General features: G+C 69.8%; 19 protein-coding genes and 1 pseudogene. 6 read left to right on the top strand and 14 right to left on the bottom strand.

Annotated features, from left to right (window positions below; genetic code table 11):
- Positions 1 to 3: 3 nt before the first annotated feature.
- Genes P8627_RS16330 through P8627_RS16375 form a run of 10 tightly spaced genes read right to left on the bottom strand, consistent with a single transcriptional unit; the run spans position 4 to position 7,740 of the window.
- Complete coding sequence (locus tag P8627_RS16330; protein WP_279965312.1) at positions 4 to 870, bottom strand: DUF6544 family protein; 867 nt, start codon at positions 868 to 870, stop codon at positions 4 to 6.
- Positions 867 to 1,259 carry a CBS domain-containing protein gene (locus tag P8627_RS16335; RefSeq protein ID WP_279965313.1) on the bottom strand — a complete coding sequence of 131 codons (393 nt, stop codon included), beginning with the start codon at positions 1,257 to 1,259 and terminating at the stop codon, positions 867 to 869. Before P8627_RS16335 ends, P8627_RS16330 begins: the two co-directional genes overlap by 4 nt.
- Entirely contained in the window at positions 1,256 to 1,435 is a 180-nt protein-coding gene (locus P8627_RS16340; protein ID WP_279965314.1) for a hypothetical protein, read from the bottom strand. The genes P8627_RS16335 and P8627_RS16340 overlap by 4 nt, the downstream gene beginning before the upstream one ends.
- A 13-nt stretch (positions 1,436 to 1,448) precedes the next feature.
- The gene (locus P8627_RS16345) at positions 1,449 to 2,417 is read right to left on the bottom strand and encodes an FAD:protein FMN transferase (RefSeq protein ID WP_279965315.1); all 969 of its coding nucleotides are present in this window, start codon (positions 2,415 to 2,417) and stop codon (positions 1,449 to 1,451) included.
- A 3-nt stretch (positions 2,418 to 2,420) separates the two neighbouring features.
- Positions 2,421 to 3,644 carry an NADH:ubiquinone reductase (Na(+)-transporting) subunit F gene (gene nqrF, locus P8627_RS16350; RefSeq protein ID WP_279965316.1) on the bottom strand — a complete coding sequence of 408 codons (1,224 nt, stop codon included), beginning with the start codon at positions 3,642 to 3,644 and terminating at the stop codon, positions 2,421 to 2,423.
- Entirely contained in the window at positions 3,641 to 4,255 is a 615-nt protein-coding gene (gene nqrE / locus P8627_RS16355) for an NADH:ubiquinone reductase (Na(+)-transporting) subunit E (RefSeq protein ID WP_279965317.1), read from the bottom strand. The genes nqrF and nqrE overlap by 4 nt, the downstream gene beginning before the upstream one ends.
- Complete coding sequence (locus tag P8627_RS16360; protein ID WP_279965318.1) at positions 4,252 to 4,917, bottom strand: NADH:ubiquinone reductase (Na(+)-transporting) subunit D; 666 nt, start codon at positions 4,915 to 4,917, stop codon at positions 4,252 to 4,254. The genes nqrE and P8627_RS16360 overlap by 4 nt, the downstream gene beginning before the upstream one ends.
- Before the next feature lie 3 nt (positions 4,918 to 4,920).
- Complete coding sequence (locus P8627_RS16365) at positions 4,921 to 5,715, bottom strand: FMN-binding protein (RefSeq protein WP_279965319.1); 795 nt, start codon at positions 5,713 to 5,715, stop codon at positions 4,921 to 4,923.
- Positions 5,702 to 6,484 carry an RnfABCDGE type electron transport complex subunit D gene (locus P8627_RS16370; protein WP_279965320.1) on the bottom strand — a complete coding sequence of 261 codons (783 nt, stop codon included), beginning with the start codon at positions 6,482 to 6,484 and terminating at the stop codon, positions 5,702 to 5,704. The genes P8627_RS16365 and P8627_RS16370 overlap by 14 nt, the downstream gene beginning before the upstream one ends.
- Positions 6,481 to 7,740 carry a Na(+)-translocating NADH-quinone reductase subunit A gene (locus P8627_RS16375; protein WP_279965321.1) on the bottom strand — a complete coding sequence of 420 codons (1,260 nt, stop codon included), beginning with the start codon at positions 7,738 to 7,740 and terminating at the stop codon, positions 6,481 to 6,483. Before P8627_RS16375 ends, P8627_RS16370 begins: the two co-directional genes overlap by 4 nt.
- A gap of 163 nt (positions 7,741 to 7,903) precedes the next feature.
- Here P8627_RS16375 and P8627_RS16380 point away from each other — a divergent pair, with 163 nt between their 5' ends.
- A complete protein-coding gene (locus P8627_RS16380) occupies positions 7,904 to 9,082 on the top strand; it encodes a cytochrome c3 family protein (RefSeq protein WP_279965322.1) in 1,179 nt (392 codons plus the stop codon).
- A gap of 34 nt (positions 9,083 to 9,116) precedes the next feature.
- The gene (locus P8627_RS16385) at positions 9,117 to 10,313 is read left to right on the top strand and encodes a cation:proton antiporter (protein WP_279965323.1); all 1,197 of its coding nucleotides are present in this window, start codon (positions 9,117 to 9,119) and stop codon (positions 10,311 to 10,313) included.
- A gap of 9 nt (positions 10,314 to 10,322) precedes the next feature.
- Here P8627_RS16385 and P8627_RS16390 read toward each other — a convergent pair whose 3' ends face one another.
- The 3 genes from P8627_RS16390 to P8627_RS16400 form a co-directional block, all read right to left on the bottom strand.
- Positions 10,323 to 11,198, bottom strand: a complete 876-nt coding sequence (locus P8627_RS16390; protein ID WP_279965324.1) for a CPBP family intramembrane metalloprotease — start codon at positions 11,196 to 11,198, stop codon at positions 10,323 to 10,325.
- A gap of 316 nt (positions 11,199 to 11,514) precedes the next feature.
- Entirely contained in the window at positions 11,515 to 13,821 is a 2,307-nt protein-coding gene (gene katG / locus P8627_RS16395) for a catalase/peroxidase HPI (protein WP_279965325.1), read from the bottom strand.
- A 770-nt stretch (positions 13,822 to 14,591) separates the two neighbouring features.
- A complete protein-coding gene (locus P8627_RS16400) occupies positions 14,592 to 15,389 on the bottom strand; it encodes a helix-turn-helix domain-containing protein (RefSeq protein ID WP_279965326.1) in 798 nt (265 codons plus the stop codon).
- Positions 15,390 to 15,503: 114 nt separating this feature from the next.
- Between P8627_RS16400 and P8627_RS16405 the strand changes: the two genes are divergently transcribed.
- The gene (locus P8627_RS16405; RefSeq protein ID WP_279965327.1) at positions 15,504 to 16,394 is read left to right on the top strand and encodes an SRPBCC family protein; all 891 of its coding nucleotides are present in this window, start codon (positions 15,504 to 15,506) and stop codon (positions 16,392 to 16,394) included.
- Between the two features lie 533 nt (positions 16,395 to 16,927).
- On the opposite strand, the pseudogene P8627_RS17095 reads toward P8627_RS16405, so the two are convergent.
- A pseudogene (locus P8627_RS17095) lies at positions 16,928 to 17,197 on the bottom strand (IS6 family transposase); the annotation flags it as partial.
- A gap of 215 nt (positions 17,198 to 17,412) precedes the next feature.
- Between P8627_RS17095 and P8627_RS16415 the strand changes: the two are divergent.
- From P8627_RS16415 to P8627_RS16425, 3 genes are all read left to right on the top strand, one after another.
- Positions 17,413 to 18,714, top strand: coding sequence for a sulfite oxidase (locus P8627_RS16415; protein WP_279965328.1), 1,302 nt, complete (start codon positions 17,413 to 17,415; stop codon positions 18,712 to 18,714).
- Positions 18,715 to 18,766: 52 nt separating this feature from the next.
- A complete protein-coding gene (locus tag P8627_RS16420) occupies positions 18,767 to 19,159 on the top strand; it encodes a cytochrome C-552 (RefSeq protein WP_279965329.1) in 393 nt (130 codons plus the stop codon).
- A gap of 412 nt (positions 19,160 to 19,571) precedes the next feature.
- Positions 19,572 to 21,530, top strand: a complete 1,959-nt coding sequence (locus tag P8627_RS16425; protein ID WP_279965330.1) for a bifunctional 2',3'-cyclic-nucleotide 2'-phosphodiesterase/3'-nucleotidase — start codon at positions 19,572 to 19,574, stop codon at positions 21,528 to 21,530.
- Positions 21,531 to 21,566 lie beyond the last annotated feature (36 nt).

The raw sequence follows: 21,566 nt of genomic DNA on the forward strand, positions 1-21,566 counted from the left end.
GCATCAGCGCAAGGTGATGCGGGTCGCCTTCGCCTTGAAGAACGGGTGGTAAAGCTCCGTCCCGTAATGGTTTCCGCCCGTCACGCGCGTGGGCAGCCCGAAGCCGTCAAAACGCGCGAAACCCGACACGTCCCCGCCGAATGGCTGAAGCCGGTATCGGCGCGCCGCGTTCTCGTTGCTCCAGCGCCGGAAGACGACCCGCAGCAGGCGGCCCTCCGGATCGACGGTGATCTCGGCCGCCTGTTCGAGGCCGTATTTCGCCACGACGACGCGCGCCGTGTCGCCATCGACGGCCTCCCAGGCGAGGGCGTCCCATCCGGACTGCGCCTGCGGCAGGAAGGCGGCTGGCGTCCAGAACAGCCCTTCGCCGACCATCCGCCCGAAGGCGGAGCGGAAATGATTGGGATCGCCGGCCACCCGCACCACGGGCAGCGCCGACAGCAGGCGGAACCGCGTCGAGCTGGTGCCGGCGCCCAGTGCGTCCGAGCCGGTCAGCCGCATCGCGCCGCCGGTCTCGACCTGCCAAAGGAAGCCGTGCGGCGGCGCGAGGATCTGGCGGGCGGTCATGGGCTGGTCCCTTGCGTCGTCCCGCGGGCCGAGGCTCAGCGTGCCGCCCATCTCGATCGTGGCCGCGATCCGCAGCGGCGTGCCCGGCGCGATGGCGAAGCGGAAGAAGCGCCGCGCCGGGGCGGGAAGCCCGTCGAGCATCGCGGGATGGAAGGCCGGCGCGGGCGCGTCCCGCCCGGCCTTCAGGAGCGCCGCCCTGAGCGCCCCTTCGGCGCGGGCATCCGCGGCCCGCAGCGCCAGCGCGGCGCCCGCCCCGAGGGCCAGCAGCGCGGCGAGCCCCAAGGCCAGCCGGCGGGCCGTCACCCGAACCTCGCCAGAAGCGCGAGCACGTCGGCGCGGTGCAGAAGACCCGCCACCCGGCCGCCCTCGAGGACGGGAAAGACGCGGTGGGGATGCTCCATGAACATCTCGGCCACGCGGATCACCTCGTCCTCGCTATCGACCGCGATGACATTCTGCGACATGTGATCGGCCACCCGCCCGGTCCATTCGCGATGATAGCTGGCGTGCAGCGCGGGGCGGAAGCAGTCCTTCTGAGTCAGGATCCCGACGAGGTGCCCGTCTTCGCCCAGAACCGGCGCGGCGGCGGCGCGGGCATCGACCAGCACGGCGACGGCCCGGCGAATGGGCGTCTCGGGCGAGAGGGTCGGGATGTCGCGGCGCATGATCGCGCCGACGCGGTATTCGGTCATGGCGGCGTCCCCCGCGCGGCGCGCCGGCGCAGCGGGCAATCGGCGCAGCGCGCGTCCGGCAGCCGGTCGGCGGCGCCGCAGCTGCTGCGGACCGGCGCGCGCCCGAAGACGAGGCCCAGCCCGATCCCGCCCGCCGCCAGCGAGACCACCGCGATGGCGAAGAGGAGTTCGATCATGGTCGTGCCCTCCTCACAGGATCATATCCGCGATCGCGCCGGTCCGGACCTGCCGCAGGCCGCCATCCGTCTCGATCAGGAACAGCGCGGCGATGTCCCGCGTCGCGGCGATGTCGGGTCCGGCCGTCTCGCCCGCGGCACAGAGCGCGGTGGCCCAGCCATCCGCGCGGGTCGCGTCCTCCGCCACCACCGTCACCGCGCGCAGCCCGCCCGCGGCGGGCGCCCGGGTCCGCGGATCGACGATATGGCTGTAGAGGCGTCCGTTCCGGCGGTAGCTCTGCGTCCAGACCCCCGAGGTGGCGACCGCGGCGCCCGCGGGCAGGCGCAGCGCGGCTGGGGCCGGCCGCGTGGGCGGGCCCTCGACCGCCACGCGCCAGTCGCGCCCGTCCGGGTGCCGGCCCAGCGCGAGGAACTCTCCACCGAGCTCGAACAGCAGATCGTCGAACCCCGCGGCGCGGATCAGTTCGGCGGCGCGGTCCAGCGCGTGGCCCTTGGCGATGCCGCAGAGGTCGAGGGTCAGGTCCGCGCGCGCCTTCGCGAGCGACCGCGCGCCGAGCGACAGTGCGCGCCAATCCGGCGCGCCGCCCCGCGCGATGGGCCCGAAGCCCCAGCGCGCGACGAGGGGGCCGACCGTCGGATCGAAGGCGCCGTCGCTCGCGCGCGCGATCGCCAGCGCCGCGCCCGTCACCGCGCGCAGCGCCGGGTCCTGCGCCGGGCCGGTCCCGGCGTTGAACCGGCTGATCGCGCTACCCGCGCGCCAGGGGGAGAAGACGCGGTCAATCCCGTCGAACAGTGCCGCGATCCCGGGCCTCAGCCGCGCGAGATCCGCGCCTTCGCGCGCCACGATCCGCCAGCGCGTCCCGAAGGCCGCGCCGGCGAGGGTCTCGACGCCGCCGGCGAAGCCCACGCGCGGCGTCAGAAGCGCCGCGCCCATCGCGCCGAGGGCGCCGCGCCGGGTGAGATGTCCTGTGCCTGTCCGCATCGCTCAAGCTCCGAAATCGTCGTAGAAGATCGACCCGGGCTCGACGCCCAGCCGATCCAGGGTCGCCAGCACCGCCGAAACCATCACCGGCGGGCCGCAGAGATAGTATTCGCACTCCTCGGGCGCCGGGTGGTCCCGCATCTCGGCGCGCAACTGCTCATGGATGAAGCCCGTGGCGCCGGTCCACCGGTCGCCCGGGGCGGGGTCCGACAGAGCAGGCGTCCAACTGAAATTGGGATGGGCCGCCGCGAGGGTCGCGAATTCCCCGGCATAAAACAGATCGGCCGCCGACCGTGCGCCGTAGAAATACCGGATGCGCCGCGTGCTGCCGCGCGCAAGCTCCTGGTGGATCATCGCGCGCAAGGGCGCCATGCCGACGCCGCCGCCGACGAAGACCATCTCGCGGTCGTTGGGCTGGACGTGGAAGTCGCCAAAGGGGCCCGAGAGTTGGATCTCCTCGCCCGGCTGAACCGCGAAGAGCCAGGAGGAGCAGAGCCCCGGCGGAAGCTCGTGCTCCTGCCCCGGCGGCGGCACGGCGAGGCGGATGACGAAGACCGCGCGCCCGGCATCCTCGGGGCGGCTGGCCAGCGAATAGGCGCGGGTGACCTCGGTCTCGGAGGCCACGCGCATCGACCGCCAGCCCGCGATCTCCCAGTCGTCGCGAAAGGCCGGCGGCAGGTCGAGGGTGGCGAAATCGAGCCCGAAGGGCGGGGCGGTGATCTGCATGAACGCGCCCGCCTCGAACGCCGAGGCGTGGTCGGCGGGCAGATCGACCACGATCTCGCGGATCAGCGGCGCCAGCATCCGGGCGGAGGTGACGGTGCCCAGGAAGCCGCCCTGCGCGCCGAGCGCATCCTCGGGCACCTCGACCGCGCAATCGCCGCGCAGCCGCGCCTGGCAGGCGAGGCGGATATGGGCGCGGCGGTCGCGGGGCGACAGGACGCCCCGCTCGGTCGCCTGCGGATCGCCCGCGCCGGGGCCGGGCACCGTCACGCGGCAGAGCCCGCAGGTGCCCGATCCGCCGCAGGCCGCCGGGATGAGGATGCCGCCATCCTGCAGTACGTCCAGAAGCGTGTCGCCGCGCCGCGCCGCGAGATGCAGCGCGCCGTTCACCGCCACGTCGAGCCCCGAGGCGGGGATCAGGCGCCGCCGCAGGCCCACCAGCGCCACCGCCAGCCCGACGACCAGCGCGACGATGACGAAGCTGCCCAGCAGAACCTCGGTCATTGCGCCGCCGCCATCTGTGCGAAGGACGCGAAGCCGAGGGACATGAGGCCCGCGAGGATGAAGGCGATCCCCAGCCCGCGCAGGCCCGCGGGCAGCTCGGCATAGTCCAGCCGCGTCCGGATCGCGCCCAGCATCGAGACCGCGATGGCGAAGCCGACGCCGCTGCCCAGCCCGAAGACCGCCGATTGCGCCAGATCGTAGCTGCGCTCCACCATGAAAAGGCTGCCGGCGAGGATCGCGCATTGCACGGTCAGGAGCGGCAGGAACACCCCGAAGGCCGCGTGGATCGCGGGAAAGAACCGGTCGAGCACCATCTCGACCACCTGCACGGAGGCGGCGATCACGCCGATGAAGGCGATGAGCGACAGGTAGGACAGGTCGAGCGCCGGCAGCCCCGCCCAGGCCCAAGCCCCGGGCGCGAGCAGCCCGGTATAGATGAGGTGATTGAGCGGCACTGTGACGCCCAGTACCCCCGTCATCGCCACGCCGAGGCCGAAGGCCGATTCCGGGCGCTTGGACAAGGCGAGGAAGGTGCAGAGACCCAGGAACAGGATCAGCGGCATGTTGTCGACGAAGGCCGCCGTCAGAAAGAGGGACCAGAGCCCGGTCATTCCGCCGGCTCCGTCCGCAGGGGCGGCGTGTGCTCGGGGGGCTCGATCTGCTCGGGCACCCGGCTGCGCACGGCCCAGACCAGAAGGCCCAGCAGGAAGAAGGCCGAGGGCGCCAGCAGCATCAGGCTGAGCGGGGTGAACCACCCCCCGGCATCGGCCAGCGGAAGGACCTGGGCGCCGAACAGCTCGCCCTTGCCGAAAAGCTCCCGCAGGCCGCCGATCACGAGGAGAACGAGGGAATAGCCCAGGCCGTTGCCGAAGGCATCGACCATGGCCGCCGGTGGCGCGTGGTGGCGCGCGTAGGCCTCGGTCCGGCCGAGTACGAGGCAATTGGTCGTGATGAGCCCGACATAGACCGACAGGGCCCGGCTGATCTCGGCGAAATAGGCCTGCAGCACCTGGTCGATCACGATCACCAGCGCGGCGATGATGACGATCTGGACGATCAGGCGGATCGTGTTGGGGATATGCCGGCGGATCGCGCTGATCAGGCCCGCCGACAGGGTCAGCACCACGGTGAGCGAGATCGACATGGTGAGCGCGGTCGCGAGCGTCGTCGTGACGGCGAGCGCCGAGCAGATCCCGAGGATCTGCAGCGTGACCGGGTTCTGCCGGATCAGCGGCTCGGTCAGGATGGCGGCATAGTCCACGCGCTCGGCCATGGCTCAGAACTCCCCGCGCGCGATGGCGTCGAGAAACGGGCCGTAGCCGTCGGGCCCGAGCCAGAAGCGCACCATCCCGGTCACGCCGCTGCCCGTCCGCGTGGCGCCGGTGATGCCGTCGACTTCGTGCACGCCCGAGGCCGGGCCGCGCGCCACCCGAAAGCGCATCTCGCCCCGGCCATCGCGCAGCTCGGTGCCTGGAAAGCTGGCCTGCCAGGAGCGTTCCTCGATCCGGGCGCCCAGGCCGGGCGTTTCGGAATGCTGGGTGACGGCCAGGCCCGCGATGGTGTTCATGTCGCCGCGCAGCGCCAGAATCGCGTCGATCCGCCCGCCATAGCCCCGGCCGCTCAGCGGCAGCAGGACCAGCGAGACCGCGTCGCCGTCTCGCAGCAGGAAGACCTGGGCGTAATCGGGCCGCTGGCCGAGCCCGGCCAGGTCCGCGCCCGGGGCAAGCGCCGTCCAGTTCGCCGGATCGGCGAGGGTGGCGTTCAGCGTCGCGGGCGTCACATCCGCCGCCGCGCGACCGCTTTCGAGCGCGATCACTGCGGTCGACAGCGTGCCGCCCGACTGCGCCAGCAGGTCGGCCATGCCGGGAATGCCCTGTACCAGCGCGGCGATCTGGGCGCGCTCCTCCGCCGCGCGGTTGGCGGCCTGGATCGGCCGCAGCAGGACCGTCGCCCCGCTGACGAGGGCGGCGCAGACGGCCGAAACGAGAAAGGCCACCAGCACGGTCTTCGCGCGGCTTTCGTTGGGCAGGGCCAGCAGGCGCCGCCAGGGGTTGCGGTCAGGTCCGGCCATGGCGCCTCCGGCGTCGCGCGATCCAGATCGCGAGCGCGAGTTCGTCCAGAAGCGGCGCGGCCAGCGAGGCCAGAAGCGCCGCGGCTACAGCGACTTGCGCGGGCGCGGCCCCGGCCCAGCCATTCGCGAACATCACGACCAGCGCCGCGTAGAGCCCGCCATAGACCCAGCGGCCCAGCGCGGTCGCCGCGCTAGTGACCGGGTCGGCCACGAGCAGAACCGCCGCGATCGCGGCCGCGAAGAGGACCGACTCGGACAGGATCCCGCCGGCGAAGGCCGCGGCCGCCACCAGCCCCGCGCCGGCCAGCACCGCGCCGGGCACCGCCCCGGTCGCGATGCCGATCAGCGCCGCGGGGATCGCGGCCCAGGCAATAGGTGCGTCGAACTCGGGCCAGGGGAAGGCCGGAAAGCCGAAGCCCAGGAAGGACAGGGCCACGGTCGCTGGATGGACGATGTTCCGGCCCCAGCCGCCGAAGATGAGCTCGCCCATCACGACGCCGAAGCTGATGCCCAACGCAAGCCGGAACACGCCCAGCCCCTCGGGCGCGAGGATCGCGATGGCGAGCGCGGTGATCGCGGCGGCGAGCGAGGGCGGCTGCGCCCGCAGCAGCATGAAGGCGAGGTGCCAGATCGCGACGACCAGCAGGCACAGGCCCAGCCGCGCCACCGCCTCGGCCCCGCCGAACCAGAGCCAGAACAGCGCAAGCGGCAGGAGCGACGCGAGCAGCATCAGCGCCACGGTCTCGCGGCTCCACAGGCCCCGGGTCACGCGGCGAACTCCGCCTGGACGCGGTCGAGCATGGCGCGAAGCTGCGATCCGAGCCGGCCGCCCTGGCTGAGCACGTAATCGGCCAGCGCCACGTCCTCCTCCAGAAGGGACAGGAGGCCGAGCTTCATCGCCGTCTCGTCGTCGCCCGCGCTGAGCGCGCGGATGAAGGGCGCGGCGGGCAGCGCCTTGCCAAAGGCCTGCGTCAGCGCGGCGGTCGGGATCGCGGGCGCGTGACCCGACCGGGTCAGCGCCGCGATCAGCCAGTGGCGGCGGGGGGCGGCGGCGTCGCGGGGCAGGGCGGTGACCTGCCGGTGGCGCGGGGCCAGCCATTGCGCCGAATGCCCGTCGAGCGGCGAGCCGGAGATCAGGTCATGCGGCCCGCGTTGCAGGATGCGCCGTGTCAGCTGGCGCAGATCCGCGCCGGGATGGGTGTGCAGGACCTGCGCCTCGCGCAAGGCGGCCCCGGCGATGTGGACGCGCCGCGTCATCGGCAGCTCGCCGGTCGCCAGAAGCGCGCCCAGCGCGGCGACATCCTCGGCATGGATATCCCAGACCGGCATGTCGAGCCCGGCGGGGAAGGTCTGATGGATGCGGATGCCCGCGCTGCCTTGCGGGTGCCGCGGGCCGCATCCGACGCCGCGGACCCGGCCCCGCGCCGCCCCGATCACCGGGGCGTCCGCCGGCTGGCAGACGAGCACCGGCCCGTCCGTCAGCCGCTCGAGCGCCGAGAGCCCGCGCGCGAAATCCTCCTCGCGTCCCTCGATCGCGAGTGCCGGGGACGGGGCGAAGGGGCGCGTGTCGATGACCATGACGACGATGGCGGCGGGCGTCTCGTCGCGTGCGGGCATGCCGCCGAAGGGCCGGCGGCGCAGCAGGGGCCAGACCCCCGCGCCCTGCATCAGGCGGCGCAGCCCGGCGGGCGTTTCGGCGGGTGCGGTGTCGTGGCGCTCGATCCCGCCGCCCGCCTCGCGGAACAGCACGATTTCCGACAGCCGCCGCCCCGGCAACAGGTCGATCCGCGCGACCCGGCCCGCGAGCGGGGCGACGAAGCAGATATCGGGCGCGTGCCGCAGGCAGGCCACGGCGCCGCCCCGGGGGACGAGCTCGCCCTCCCGCACCAGCGGCGTGACGCGCAGCGATGCGCCGACAGGCGTCTGCACCGCCGCTTCCTCGGTCTCGATGGCGGTGATCTCGGCCGCCTCCGCTGGGGACGGGAGGTCGAGCGTCAGCCCTGCTCCGGATCTGAGAAATGCCATTGCGTCCCCGTCCAACGCGCCGCGATCCGCGGCCGGGCGTCGATAGTCGTCGCCGGGACCGTAGCGCGAGATTCCGCGCCGAAATATGCGCCAGATCAATGTGGCGCGCATGGCGGGCGGAATAGGCTCCGACCAAGGCAATTTCAGCCACGGGAGAGCGACCATGCCGTTTCCGCCAACCGCTTCGCGCCTGTCCGGGGTGCTCATTGCGGGCCTTGCCGCCTGGGCCTTCGCGGGTCCCGTCGCCGCGCAGGAGAGCGCCACTGATGAGGAGGAGGCGGAGGCGGTGATTCCCTTCGCGCTGCCGCAATCGGGCCCCTTCACCCCCGCCGAGATCGATATCGACAACGACCAGGCCATCGCCGACTGGTTCCGTTCGGCCCATGCCAACGCGGCGGCGGAGGCTTTCCGCCACTGGGACGACGACGGCGAGATCCGCGCCGCCTGCGCCACCTGCCATTCCGGCGAGGGGTTCCGCGATTTCCACGGGCTCGACGGGACCGAGGCGGGCGTCGTCGACGGCACGATCGATGTGGGCGGCGTCGTCGATTGCGGCACCTGCCACAATTCCGGTCTCGCGGATATCACCGAGATCACCTTTCCGAGCGGCCTGGTCCACCCGGTCCAGGGGGTCGAGGCCTCGTGCCTGACCTGTCACCAGGGCCGGACAGCGGGCATCGACGTCACCGAGGCGACGGCCGGGCTGCCGGTCGACGAGCCCAATGCCGAGCTGCGCTTCATCAATCCGCATTACGCCACCGCCGCCGCCACCTGGCTGGGCGGCTACGGCGCGGCGGGCTACCATTACGACGGGCGCGACTATTCGGGCCGGTTCTTCCATGCCCGCCCGGTCGCGAGCTGCAATTCCTGCCACGAGCCGCACACGCTCGAGGTCGAATTCGAGCCCTGCCTGACGTGCCACCAGGCCGACGCGCCCGAAGACATCCGCATCGCGCGCCAGAGCTATGACGGCAGCGGCGACACCTCGGTGGGCATCCGCTCTGATATCGAGGCGAATGCCGACCGGCTGATGGACATGCTCGTCGCCTATACGCAGGAGGTCGCGGGCGCGCCGGTCATCTTCGACGGCACGCGCTATCCCTATTTCTTCTCGGATGCGAACGGGGACGGCGCGATCGACATGGTCGATGGCGCCCCGGTGGTCTACGGCGACTGGACCCCGCGAAGCCTGCGCACGGCCTTCAACTGGAAGCTCGTGACCGCCGACCCGGGCAATTACGCCCATAACCCGCAATATTCGCTCGAGCTTCTCTACGACTCGATCGCGGATCTGAGCGGCCCGCTCGGCATCGACATGGACGCGCTCGGACTGCTGCGCTGACGGTCGGGCGGCGGGGCGTCCGGAACCCGGGGTGATGGAACACGCGCTGCCTCTGGTGACGTTCGGCGCCCTGTTCCTGGTCGGGCTCTGCGCCGATCACCTCGGCCGCATGACCCGCCTGCCGCGGGTCACGATGCTCCTGCTGCTCGGCCTCGTCGTGGGGCGCTCGGGGCTCGACCTGCTGCCGCCGCAGGCGGGGGACTGGTTCGAGGTGATCTCCGTCCTCGCGCTCACCATGGTGGCCTTCCTGCTGGGCGCCGACCTGACACGGCGCAACCTGGCGCGGCACGGCCGGGCGATCCTGTCGATCTCGCTTCTCGTCGTCCTCGGCACGACCGCGATCGTCGCCGGCGGGCTGGCGGCCCTGGGCCTCGATCCCGGGCTTGCGCTCCTGCTCGGCGCCATCGCCTCGGCCACGGCGCCCGCCGCGATCGCGGACGTGATCCGCCAGTCGGGCGTGCATAACGGCTTCACTGAAACGCTGGCCGGTGTCGTGGCCATCGACGACGTCTGGGGGTTGCTGATCTTCAGCCTCTGCCTCGCGCTGGTCGATCAGTCGGCGGTCTGGACCGGCCCCCTGGTCAGTGCCGGCCGCGAAATCGGCGGCGCGGTCCTTCTTGGCGGCGCGATCGGGGCGCCCGCCGCCTACCTGACCGGCCGGCTGAAACCCGGCGAGCCGCTGCAGACCGAGGCCTTCGGCATCGTCTTCCTGACCGCGGGTCTCGCGCTCTGGCTCGAGGTGTCTTTCCTGATCGCGGGCATGACCGCGGGCGCGCTGATCGCGAATCTCGCCCGCCACCACGACCACGCCTTCAACGAGATCGAGCGCATCGAGCTGCCCTTCATGATCCTGTTCTTCCTGCTGGCCGGCGCCTCGCTCGAGATCGCGGCGCTCTGGTCGTTGGGTTGGATCACGGCGGCCTATGTCGGCCTGCGGATCGCCGCGCGCTTGATCAGCGGCGAAATCGGGGCCCGGCTGGGCCGGGTGCCCGATGCCGAGCGCCATTTCTACGGCCCGGCGCTGCTGCCGCAGGCGGGCGTGGCGGTCGGGATGGCCTTGGTCGCGGCCGAGAGCCTGCCGGATTGGGGGACGACGATCATGGCCCTCGCGATCGCCGCGGCGGTCGTCTTCGAGATCCTGGGTCCGCCCGTCACCATGGCCGCGATCCACCGCGTGGCGCGGAGGACCGACCGGGGCGCAGGAACCGGACCGCGCCGGCGGGCGTCCTGAGCCCCGGGGTCAGGTCCTCGCGTCAGGGCGCCTTGGCACCACCTCCGTGACGCCGCTGTCGCGCGTCAGCATCCTCTCCCGGTCGCGCCAGACCATAGCGGCGGCGATCGCGACCAGCAGCCAGGTGTCCCAGGGCTGCGCGTCCGGCCAGAACGGATTGATGAGTTGCCAGTGAAACAGCACGGGCCAGAACAGGCTGCCGCCGCTGGCGTTGAGCAGCGCGGTCAGGAGGACGGCAAGGGCGACATTGCCCATGAAGAAGGGCCAGAAGCTCCAGTCGCTCTGCAAGGTACCCGCCAGATGAAACGCGGGCAGGTGCCATAGCCCCCAGATCGTGCCGATGACGAGGCCCGACGCCAGCGGGGCGAGCCGCCGCTGCAGCAATGGCTGCAGCACGCCGCGCCAGCCCAGCTCCTCGACCGGGCCGAGAAGAAGCATGATCCCGAGGAGGGCGATCATGCCGCCGACACCCTCGGGCGGTCGGGGCGCCAGCAGGGGCCCGCCCTTTAACAGGGAGCCCAGGACGAACACGAGGGGCAGACCCAGCAGAACGAAGACCGTCCAGCCTGCGGGGGCACGCCACCGGAGCAGCCGCGACAGGAACCGGCCGAGGCCGAGCCGCCCGCAGCGGCGCGCGACGAGAAGCACCGCGGCGAGCGCCGGCGCCCAGGTCGCGATGAAGAATAGCGGATGGGTCGGGCCGATCGGACCGAACAGGGCGGTCGTCGGCCCGGGAAGGAAGATGTAGGCCCCCGTGATCCCCCAGGTGATCCCGAAGGTCAGCGCGAGGAATGGCCATAGCGTGCGGGTCGGCAGATCGGACGGCGCCGCCACCGCGATCTCGCGCGCGCTTTGCGCGTGCCGGTCGCCGCCCGGGTTCGTCATGTCACCCACTCTCCGTTGTCGCCGCGACCATGGGCCGGGCAGGGGCGCCTCGCATTGACGGGGATCATGAGGTTGGGGCGCCGGGTTCCGGCCTGGGCCGTGGGCCCGCGATCGGCGCGCCGAGGACGGGCGGGCGGATCTGGCCTGTCCGGGATCCCCACCCGACCGGATGCAGCCTCCAACGATCGAGGAACGCGCGGGGCGGCCGTGGGGGCGCGGTGCCGGAAGCTCTCGCGCCGCGACCATTCGGCGCCGCCAAGGTCCGGCAGGCAACGGGAGGGACGCCCCGGCGCGTCGCCGCGCCGGGGCAGGGGGGTCAGCAGAAGGCGACGGCGGCCTTGCGCTCGGCCTTCACGTCGAATCGATCGAGCATCATCACCTTGTGCCACGCCTTGACGAAGTCGCGCACCAGCGCGGCCTCGCCATCGGCTCCGGCGTAGTATTCCGCCACCTGCCGCAGCTCCGAATTCGAGCCGAAAACGAGGTCGCAGCGCGTGGCCGTCCACCGCGTCTTGCCGCTGTCGCGCTCGACGAGCGCGAAGCGCGCCTCGTCGGCGTCCTCTGGGGTCCAGGCGTAGTCCATCGAGACGAGTTCCCGGAAGAAGTCGTTCGACAGCACGCCTTTGCGGTCGGTGAAGACGCCTCGATCCGAGCCGTCCCAGTTCTGGTCCAGCACGCGCAGCCCGCCGGTCAGGGCCGTCCATTCCGGCGCGGTGAGCTTCAGCAGCGCCGCCTTGTCGAGGAACATCCGCTCGGGCGCGACGTGGTAGCCCACGGCCGCGTCGATGTAGTTTCGGAAGCCGTCGACCACGGGCTTCAGCCAGTCGAAGCTCTCCGCGTCGGTCCATTCGGCGGTGGCGTCAGTCCGGCCGGGCACGAAGGGCACCTCGACATCGTGGCCGCCATCCTTCGCAGCCTTCTCGACGGCCGCGCAGCCGGCAAGCACGATCAGGTCGGCCATCGAGATCTTCGCCGCGCCCTCGCCGTCGAACGCGGCCTTGACCTGTTCGAGCTGGTCCAGCACGCGGTCGAGCCGGGCAGGGTCGTTCACCGCCCAGCCGCGCTGCGGCTCCAGCCGGATGCGCGCGCCATTGGCGCCGCCGCGTTTGTCGCTGTCGCGATAGGTCGAAGCCGAGGCCCAGGCCACCGCCACGAGATCCGGCACGGAGAGCCCGGTCCCCAGCACGCGGGCCTTCAGATCGGCGATCTGGCCCGCATCGACCTGCGGATGATCAACCGGCGGCGTCGGGTCCTGCCAGATGAAGGTGCCGCCGATATCGGGACCCAGCCAGCGCGAGACGGGCCCCAGATCGCGGTGGATCAGCTTGTGCCACGCCTTTGAGAACGCCTCGGTGAAATAGTCGAAATCAGCGAGGAATTTCTCGCAGACCTTGCGGTAGTCCGGGTCGACCTTGAAGGCGAGATCGGTGGTCATCATCATCAGCGGGTTCATCTGACCCTCGACATGCGCGTCCGGGGTCTTGGGCGCATCGGGGTCGACCGGTTCCCATTGCAGCGCGCCGGCGGGGCTCTTGGTCTGCTTCCACTCGTATTTGAAGAGGTTCGTCAGATAGTCGTTGTCCCAGCGCGTGGGGTTCGGCGTCCAGGAGCCCTCGATCCCGTTGGTCATGGTGTTCTCGGCATTGCCCGAGCCTTCGGGATTGTGCCAGCCGAAGCCCGCGGCGGACATCTCGGCGATCTCGGGGGCGCCGCCGATCCGGTCTGCGGGCACCGCGCCATGCGACTTGCCGAAGGCGTGGCCGCCGGCCACCAGCGCCACGGTCTCCTCGTCGTTCATCGCCATGCGGGCGAAGGTCTCGCGGATGTCGCGCGCCGCGTCCATCGGGTCGCCGTTGCCGCCGGGCCCCTCGGGGTCGACATAGATCAGCGACTGGTGCGAGGCGCCGAGCGGGTTTTCGAGATCGTAATGCTCGTCCTTCGGGCCGCCCTGCCAGCGCAACCCGCGATTGACCATCTGATCGGGATGCCCCGCCTGCGGTGCGGCGGGCACCTCGGTCGGCGCCTTGCCATTCCAGCCCTCGGGCCCCCAATAGGTGGCGCGGTCGGCCTCCCAGGCGTCCTCGCGCCCGAAGGCGAAGCCCTGGATCGGCAGGCCCATATCCTCCAGCGCGATGGTCCCGGCCAGCATCATCAGGTCGGCCCAGCTGACCTGGCTGCCGTATTTCAGCTTGATCGGCAGAAGCAGGCGCCGCGACTTGTCGGTATTGCCGTTGTCCCACCAGGAGTTGACCGGCGCGAAGCGCTGCATCCCCTCGGCCGAGCCGCCGCGCCCGTCGGCGATGCGGTAGGTGCCGGCGGAATGCCAGGACATGCGGTTCATCTGCGGGCCGTAATGGCCGTAATCGGACGGCCACCACTCGACCGAGCTGTGCAGCAGCGCGCGCACATCCGCTTTCAGCGCGTCGTAATCCAGCGTCTCGATCGACGCTGCATAGTCGAAGTCGCGTCCCAGCGGGTTCGCCTGCGGCGGATCCTGGTTCAGGAGTTCGACCTTGAGGCGATTGGGCCACCAATGGTCCAGCCCCGGCTCGGAGCCGGCGGCCCCGCCGATGCGGGTGCCGCGGAACGGGCAGGCGCCCTGTGTGGCAGCGTGATCTTTCATGGGGTTCGCCTCCTGTGCGCGTCGGGTCCCGGCGTGCCTCGTGGCGCTGCGGTCGGACCCGGGATCGTCGATGCGCGCGGGGTGATCACGCGCGCGTGAGGAGAAGGATAGCGTGCGGCGCGCGCGCGACGAGCCGCACGGTAGATTTTCGGGTGATGGTGAGACCTCGTCGGCTCCTCCGCGCAGGTCACGCGTGGTGAAACCGGTCCATCAGGATTATGCGGAGGATGGTCAGGGCGGAAAGGGAGATGAAGTCGCCCGACAGGCCTTCGCCATCGGCCGCCACACCGCGCCCCAGCAGGACCATGCCCGCCAGCCCGATCCGGCGAGCGTGACCGCCGTGATCGGCAAGGCCCGGCGGATCGCCCCGGCGGGCGGCAGGCGCAGCTGCCGCGCCATTCGTCCGAGATATGCCCGGCGGAAAGGGCGAGGAACGCCGGCGCGAACCCCGCGCGATGCGCCAGCCGAAGGATCATCGGCCACGAGCGCGCGGACGACCGGGCCCGGCGGTATCGGCACCCCGATCAGCTAGTTGGCAAAGCCGTAGCCCTTTGAGAAGACGCGCCCTTCGCGGCGCTGCAGGTCATGGTCGCCTCGTCGAAGACGAAGGCCTGTTTCCAGTCAGCCAGAGAAGGAACGGCTCCAACGTCTCCGACACCATCACGACGTCCGACCTTTTCGATCCTTCTGTTTCGAAGGCTTCGAATTGCGAGATGGTTTCCGTCAGACCTGAATTAGGTCTGAGACAAACCCGCGCGGCGACTGCTGCCTCACGCGAACGTCCGTTCGAACCACGCGCGCGTCGCGTCGTTCGCCGGCAATAGGGTCTCGACGCGGAGATCGTCGAGGGTCGCGTCCGCGCTCATGCCGATCGTTGCAATGAGGGAGAACAGCTCCAGGATGTCGGGCCCCATGCGGATCTGGATCGCGAGAACCGGGGCATTCGGAGTGCTCGGCGGCGTGCTCATCAGCGCCTGCACGCCCTCCAGCGCGAGGAGGTCCGCATGAAGCGCATGCGCTTCGCCGTCATGCGGACGCCGCGCGACCTCCAGCTCGAAGAGCCGCATTAGGGACCGGGCCGTGTCCTCCCAATTCACGATCCTGTCGCGCAGGGATCCCGGGGCCAGTATCTCCCGCAGCAGGTTGCCGTCGCCCCGTGCCCCCGCGCGCGCGAAGAAGCGTTGCGCGGGGTCGTTGGCCTTGACGAGGTTCCAGATCCGGTCGATCGAAACGGCCGGATAGGGCGCATGGCCCTGCAGGACGTGATCGATCGAGGCGTCGATGGCTTTGCGCGTCGCATCATCCCAGCCGCCGCGGGATGACCGGGCCGCGAAGCCGGCCGAGACCAGCATCACGTCGATCTCGGCCGCAGGCATTTCCAGGGCTTCTGCAAGCTGCGAAATCGCGAACCGACTCGGATTGGACCGTCCCGTTTCCAGAAAGCTGATATGGCGCTGCGACATGCCCGATTGCAGCGACAATTCGAGCTGGCTCAGCCGGCGGCGCTTTCGCCAATTCTTCAGGAATACGGGAAATGCCGGATCGGACACGGAGGGATCGTAGCGCATGCCACGTGTTACCAGACGCGGGCGATCGGGGCGATTACCTGCGATGTAATTGATCTGGGTCGGGCAAATGTCGGGAATTGCGGCGAATGCCACCAGACGCGAAGGCCCCTCATCATGGACACCTCCAGGACCGCCCGAACCTATCTCGGGCTGAACGCCGCATTCTCGCTCGCGATGGGTGCGGGTCTCCTGATCGCGCCGAACGTCTCGGCCGATCTGCTTTTCCGGGAATCCGCATCGTGGCAGCCCGCCGCGTTGCGCCTCCTCGGGGCCGGCTTGATCCTGTTCGGCGCAGCTCTCATCCTGATGGCGCGGGACCGGTTCCTGACCGCCGGGCAGGTCCTGGTCATCACGATGATGGATATCGGCTGGATCCTCGGGAGCGCGCTTCTGCTGCTCGTGGGTGGCGGCCTGTTCTCCGGCTTCGGCCAAGCCGTCATTCTCGCGGTCGCCGGCGTCGTGGCCGTCTTCGCGATCGGCCAGTTCGTCGGGGCGCGACGGATCGAACCGCCGCTGAGCCAGGCCTCCGTCACGATCGCCGGGGGCAAGATCCGGGCGAGCGTGAGCCGCGCCGTCGACGCACCGCAGGATGTCGTCTGGCGCGTGATGACCGATCACCCGGGCTATGCCGACGTGGCCGACAACATCTCCAAGGTCGAGGTCGTGAGGGGCGAGGGCCTTGGCATGCAGCGCCGGTGCTACAGCCCGAAAGGCGAGAACTGGCTGGAGACCTGCGATCTCTACGAGGACGGCCGCGCCTTCGGCTTCCGCATCCACACGGAAGCCGACGATTATCCCTACCCGATATCGGATCTGCACGGGACATGGTCCGTCGCGCGTGATGGCGAGGGTTCGAAATTCGCCATCGCCATCGAGGCGCGCCCCAAGGGGGATTTCCTGACGCAGACGTTGTTCAAGACGGCGGCCAAGCGGCAGTTCAAATGCGTCCTCTCGGACCTCGCGGATGCCTGGGCCGCCCGGATGGAACGCGAGGCACGGGGCTAGCCGCGCAGCTCGGTGTTCGGCGGCGGTCGCGCCGCGCCGGGCATTGTGCGTGCGGAGGGCACCTTCGTGACGTCGCCCGCGGGCGGTGTGCCGTGGACGGGTTCGAACGCGAGCGCCATCTGCGCCCGCGCACACGGGGCTCGCACTATATCTCGACTCCCGGGATCGTCGGGGTCAGGCGGTCGGTCTTCGAGAGCATGGGAGGAAGTCGACGATCCCTGAAAGGGACAATGGAGTTTTCAAGCGGATTTCGACCGCCGGTCCTAAGCCGAAATGGAAAACCGAAGGGCTTCGAGCCAGCGCGTCGGACGAGCTTGTCAGTTGGGCATAGCCGGATCGCGTCTGGCCCCGGATTGGCAGAACGCTTTTGCAGGGGTGGGTGGCGGAGGGGATGGGCCTGACGTCGAACCTTCTCTGTTCCGCAAGGCATGGTGATCGGCGGAGGTAAGTGTTTCAGGCCAATAGGATAACCCGCAGCGCAAGTTGAGGTGTCCGCCTTCGAGCGATAGCCGTCAGCGGCCATTCTGGTGGGGGCTGATCATCACGAACATCTCATCGAGGTGCCACCGCCAGAGGCTGGATCGCATCCCTTCGATCCGGCGCTTTCTGATCTCTGCCGCGAACATCGGGCCGAAACGCTGCCACCAGAACCGGACGGTCTCATGGCTGACGTCGATGCCACGCTCATGCAGTAGATCCTCTACGTTCCGGAGCGACAGCGGGAAGCGGACGGAGAGCATGACCGCTAGGCGGATGATCTCGGGCGATGTCTTGAAGTACTTGAAAGAAGAACTCCTAGGTATGCGGCAGGGTAGGGAGGCCGGCTCCCCGGCTCAAGAAGAGTTGCCCTAACAGTGCCCCCTCGCGGCCTTTTCGTTTCCTCGACCAACCAACAGGCTCCCTCAACGCCCTGATATAGCGAAAGAAACAGGCCAAGTCACGATATCCTTCGGGAATGGGGCTGGCGTGGTATCCTGCGGTGCGTGCCCAGACGGAGCGCTACAGGGAGGATCGACATATGACGGGTGACACCGCACGGATCGATACGGACACGGATGAGCTGCATCTGTCAGATGAAGGAACGCTGAATGCGGGACGGCGCCGGTTCTTGAGGAACACGAGCCTTTCGACGCTCGGCGCGATGGTGGGGATGACGATCCCATTCGAAGCCCGCATGCCGGCAGGCCTCATCCCCGTCGCGGCGGCACAGGGGATGGAAGAAGACCTGATGGCCGCGAAGGAGGGGCTTGTGCTGCTGGGCGACCGCCCGATCAACGCCGAGACTCCGGCCCACCTGCTCGACGACGACGTCACGCCATACGAGCACATGTTCGTCCGCAACAACGGCCTCGTGCCGGATTCGGCGCTCGACATGGATGCCGAAGGCTGGACCCTCACGATCGATGGCGAGGTCGACGACCCACTCGAATTGTCGATCGCCGATCTGCAGGAGCGGTTCGAGACCGTGACCGTCCGCCTCGTGGTTGAATGCGGCGGCAACGGGCGCGCCTATTTCCAGCCTGGTGCGTCCGGAAACCAGTGGACAACCGGCGCCGTCGGTTGCCCTGAATGGACCGGAGTGCGACTTGCCGATGTACTTTCGGCAGCCGGGGTGAAGGACAGCGCTGTCTATACCGGGCATTACGGCAACGACGTCCACCTGTCCGGTGATCCCGAGAAGGAGGTGATCTCGCGCGGGGTGCCGATCGACAAGGCGCTGGAAGACGACGGCGCGATCATCGCTTGGGCCATGAACGGCGAGCCCGTTCCCGCGCTGCACGGCTTCCCGCTGCGGCTGATCGTGCCGGGCTATCCGGGCTCCGCCTCGCAGAAATACCTCACCCGGATCTGGGTGCGGGACCAGCAGCATGACGGCTCCAAGATGACGGGATATTCCTACCGGCTGCCGGCCTACCCGGTCGCGCCTGGCACCGAGGTTCCCGAAGAGGACATGGTCGTAATGGAGACGATGCCGGTGAAATCGCTGGTGACTTTCCCGCAATCCGGCACCTCGGTCGCTGCCGGCACCGCGAGCGAGGTGCGCGGCCATGCCTGGTCCGGCAAGGGCGATGTCGCTGCGGTGGACGTGTCCACCGATTTTGGCGCCACCTGGCAGCCTGCCACGCTGGAGCCCGCGCCCAACAAATACGCTTGGCAGCGCTGGCGCGCGGACGTGACTTTGCCCGAAGCCGGGTATTACGAGGTCTGGGCGCGGGCGACCGACATGGACGGAACGATGCAGCCGCCGGTGGTGCCTGGGTGGAACCCGCGCGGCTACGGCAACAACATGCAGCACCGGATCGCCCTGATCGCGAGCTGAATACCCGAAGGGCCGCCCCGCGACGGGCGGCCCCGAATCTTGGAGATATCCGATGATCCGCCCGTATTTCGCCGTCCTGGTCACCGCTGCCGTGCTGGCCGCAGCATCCGGGCCCGCCGCCCCGCAGGGGGACTACGATCCTATGGCCGCCGCACGCGGCTCGCCAGCGCTGCCCGGAGCGGCGCCTCTTGCCGGTCAGACTTCGGCTCAGGAGGGCGATCCGGAATTCGGCAACCTGCCCCCCGGACCCGGGATGGAGGACACATACTACCAATGTGTCGCCTGCCATTCGACCGCGATCATCCGCCAGCAACATCTCACCGACGCGCGGTGGGACTATCTCTGGACCTGGATGGTCGAGGAGCAGGGCATGCAAGAGACCGAACCCGAGGTCAAAGACGCGATCCTAGCCTACCTCAAGACGCATTTTTCGTCCGAGCGTTAGCGCGCGCCGAACCAGCGCCGTTCCAGCCCCGATCACCGGCTGCGATTGAGTCGTCGCCGTAGGGCAGGGGGGCAAGCCGATGTCCCGGCGGCACGACGTTTTTTGCGGGGCGTTCATGCGCGAGGCGTGCCCGGGCCCCCGCGCGAGCCGGGGGCCATAGCCTGATCGCATGTCCCGGCCCGCGCCCGATCCTGCAAGCGAGGCGGCGCGCCGTCATCGACGGCGCGACGCGGGAGCCCCGGGATGTCGGATCCCCGAGACGGGCCGGGACGCCGCGCCTGTCCGGCAGCCGCGCCCCGTCCGACCCTGCGCGCAGTCCTGCCTTCGCCGATTGCCGCGACCCTTCCCCTTGTGCCGAACCGCGAAACGCGGGCTCCTGCCTTTGGACATCACGATCATGCGGGAGCGACTCATGCCCATCCAACTCAGCCGACGGACCTTCCTCGCTAGCAGCGCGGGTTTCGTCGCGCTCCACCCCTTCTCGGCCCGCGCGCAGGCCAACCAGGCCCATCTGCGGCTGATGGAGACGACGGATCTGCACGTCCACGTCTTCCCCTACGACTATTATGCCGACAAGCCGATCGACACCGTCGGCCTCGCGCGCACGGCTTCGCTGATCGACGGGGTCCGGGCCGAGTCGACGAACGCGCTCCTGCTCGACAATGGCGACTTCCTGCAGGGCAACCCGATGGGCGATTACATCGCCTATGAACGCGGCATGCCCGACGGCGCGATGCACCCGGTGATCGAGGCCATGAACACGCTGGGGTTCGACGCCGCGACGCTGGGCAACCACGAATTCAACTACGGCCTGCCCTTCCTGATGAATTCCGTCGCGGGCGCCGCCTTCCCGGTCGTCTCGGCCAATGTCGCGACACAGCTCGGGTCCGGCCCGACCGAGGACGAGACCCTGGTTCCGCCCTATGTCATCCTGGAACGGTCGCTGACCGACGGCGCGGGCGAAGCGCATCCCATCCGCATCGGCGTCATCGGCTTCGTGCCGCCGCAGATCATGAACTGGGACCGCCAGCACTTGGAAGGCCGGGTCGAGGCCCGCGACATCGTCGCGGCGGCCCGCGCCTGGGTCCCGCGGATGAAGGCCGAGGGGGCCGATATCGTCGTCGCGCTCAGCCATTCGGGCATCGGCGAGGCCGAATGGACGGAAGGCATGGAGAACGCGAGCGTCCCGCTCGCCGCCGTGGACGGGATCGACGCGGTCCTGACGGGGCATCACCACCGGGTCTTCCCCGGGCCCGATTACGAGGGGACGCCCGGCGTCGACGCGGCCGCGGGCACGATCGCGGGAAAGCCCGCCGTGATGGCGGGCTTCTGGGGCAGCCATATGGGCCTCGTCGATCTGCTGCTGGAACGCGCGGACGGCGCCTGGCGCATCGTCTCGCATGAAAGCGAGGCGCGCCCGATCTACCTGCGGGGCGAGGACCGCTCGATCACGCCGACGGTCGAGTCGGACCCGGAGGTGCTCGCCTCCGTCGAGCAGGAGCATCAGGAGACGCTCGACTACGTCCGCCGTGCCGTGGGCAAGAGCGACGCGCCCCTTCACAGCTATTTCGCGCTGGTGGCCGACGACCCCTCGGTCCAGATCGTGTCGAACGCGCAGACCTGGTATATTGAACAGATGATGGCCGGGACGGAGCATGCCGCCCTGCCGATCCTGTCGGCCGCGGCCCCCTTCAAGGCCGGGGGGCGGGCCGGTGCCGACTACTATACCGACGTCAAGGCGGGCGATATCGCCATCAAGAACGTGGCCGATCTCTACCTCTACCCCAACACGGTGCGGGCGGTGCGCATCACCGGCGCCGAGGTCAGGGAATGGCTGGAACGCAGCGCCGGCATCTTCAACCAGATCACGCCGGGCGAGGCGGATCAGGACCTGCTGAACCCGGATTTCCCCAGCTACAATTTCGACGTGATCGACGGGGTGACCTATCAGTTCGACCTGAGCGGGCCGTCGAAATACGACAGCGACGGCAACCTCGCCAATCCGGACGCGAACCGGGTGAAGAACCTGACCTTCGACGGGGCCCCGATCGATCCCGCGCAGGAATTCATCGTCGCCACGAACAATTACCGCGCGGGCGGCGGCGGCAACTTTCCCGGCGCCTCGCCAGAGACGACCGTCTTCGAGGCGCCCGATACGAACCGCGACGTGATCGTGCGCTACATCGTCGAGCACGGCACCGTCAGCCCGCGCGCCGACGCGAACTGGAGCTTCGCGCCGCTGGAGGGCACGACCGTGCTGTTCGAGACCGGGCCGCTCGGCACGCGCTACGCGGATCAGGTGCAGGGAGTCGAGATCGAACCCCTGGGCGCGGCGCAGGACGGCTTCTTCCGGTACCGCATCGCGCTCTGAGCCCCCGCAAAGGGGAAACACGGGCCCTGCCGTCAC

The organism is Jannaschia sp. GRR-S6-38, from assembly GCF_029853695.1.
Taxonomy (GTDB): Bacteria; Pseudomonadota; Alphaproteobacteria; order Rhodobacterales; family Rhodobacteraceae; genus Jannaschia; species Jannaschia ovalis.

Excerpts from the sequence above, each read along its gene's own strand:
- P8627_RS16405 (WP_279965327.1), top strand. The coding sequence starts at position 15,504 with ATGGACACCTCCAGGACCGCCCGAACCTATCTCGGGCTGAACGCCGCA.
- P8627_RS16340 (WP_279965314.1), bottom strand. The coding sequence starts at position 1,435 with ATGATCGAACTCCTCTTCGCCATCGCGGTGGTCTCGCTGGCGGCGGGC.
- P8627_RS16345 (WP_279965315.1), bottom strand. The coding sequence starts at position 2,417 with ATGCGGACAGGCACAGGACATCTCACCCGGCGCGGCGCCCTCGGCGCG.
- P8627_RS16375 (WP_279965321.1), bottom strand. The coding sequence starts at position 7,740 with ATGGCATTTCTCAGATCCGGAGCAGGGCTGACGCTCGACCTCCCGTCC.
- P8627_RS16400 (WP_279965326.1), bottom strand. The coding sequence starts at position 15,389 with ATGCGCTACGATCCCTCCGTGTCCGATCCGGCATTTCCCGTATTCCTG.
- P8627_RS16385 (WP_279965323.1), top strand. The coding sequence starts at position 9,117 with ATGGAACACGCGCTGCCTCTGGTGACGTTCGGCGCCCTGTTCCTGGTC.
- P8627_RS16415 (WP_279965328.1), top strand. The coding sequence starts at position 17,413 with ATGACGGGTGACACCGCACGGATCGATACGGACACGGATGAGCTGCAT.
- P8627_RS16390 (WP_279965324.1), bottom strand. The coding sequence starts at position 11,198 with ATGACGAACCCGGGCGGCGACCGGCACGCGCAAAGCGCGCGCGAGATC.
- P8627_RS16425 (WP_279965330.1), top strand. The coding sequence starts at position 19,572 with ATGCCCATCCAACTCAGCCGACGGACCTTCCTCGCTAGCAGCGCGGGT.
- P8627_RS16365 (WP_279965319.1), bottom strand. The coding sequence starts at position 5,715 with ATGGCCGGACCTGACCGCAACCCCTGGCGGCGCCTGCTGGCCCTGCCC.
- P8627_RS16420 (WP_279965329.1), top strand. The coding sequence starts at position 18,767 with ATGATCCGCCCGTATTTCGCCGTCCTGGTCACCGCTGCCGTGCTGGCC.
- katG (WP_279965325.1), bottom strand. The coding sequence starts at position 13,821 with ATGAAAGATCACGCTGCCACACAGGGCGCCTGCCCGTTCCGCGGCACC.
- P8627_RS16335 (WP_279965313.1), bottom strand. The coding sequence starts at position 1,259 with ATGACCGAATACCGCGTCGGCGCGATCATGCGCCGCGACATCCCGACC.
- P8627_RS16360 (WP_279965318.1), bottom strand. The coding sequence starts at position 4,917 with ATGGCCGAGCGCGTGGACTATGCCGCCATCCTGACCGAGCCGCTGATC.
- P8627_RS16380 (WP_279965322.1), top strand. The coding sequence starts at position 7,904 with ATGCCGTTTCCGCCAACCGCTTCGCGCCTGTCCGGGGTGCTCATTGCG.
- nqrE (WP_279965317.1), bottom strand. The coding sequence starts at position 4,255 with ATGACCGGGCTCTGGTCCCTCTTTCTGACGGCGGCCTTCGTCGACAAC.
- nqrF (WP_279965316.1), bottom strand. The coding sequence starts at position 3,644 with ATGACCGAGGTTCTGCTGGGCAGCTTCGTCATCGTCGCGCTGGTCGTC.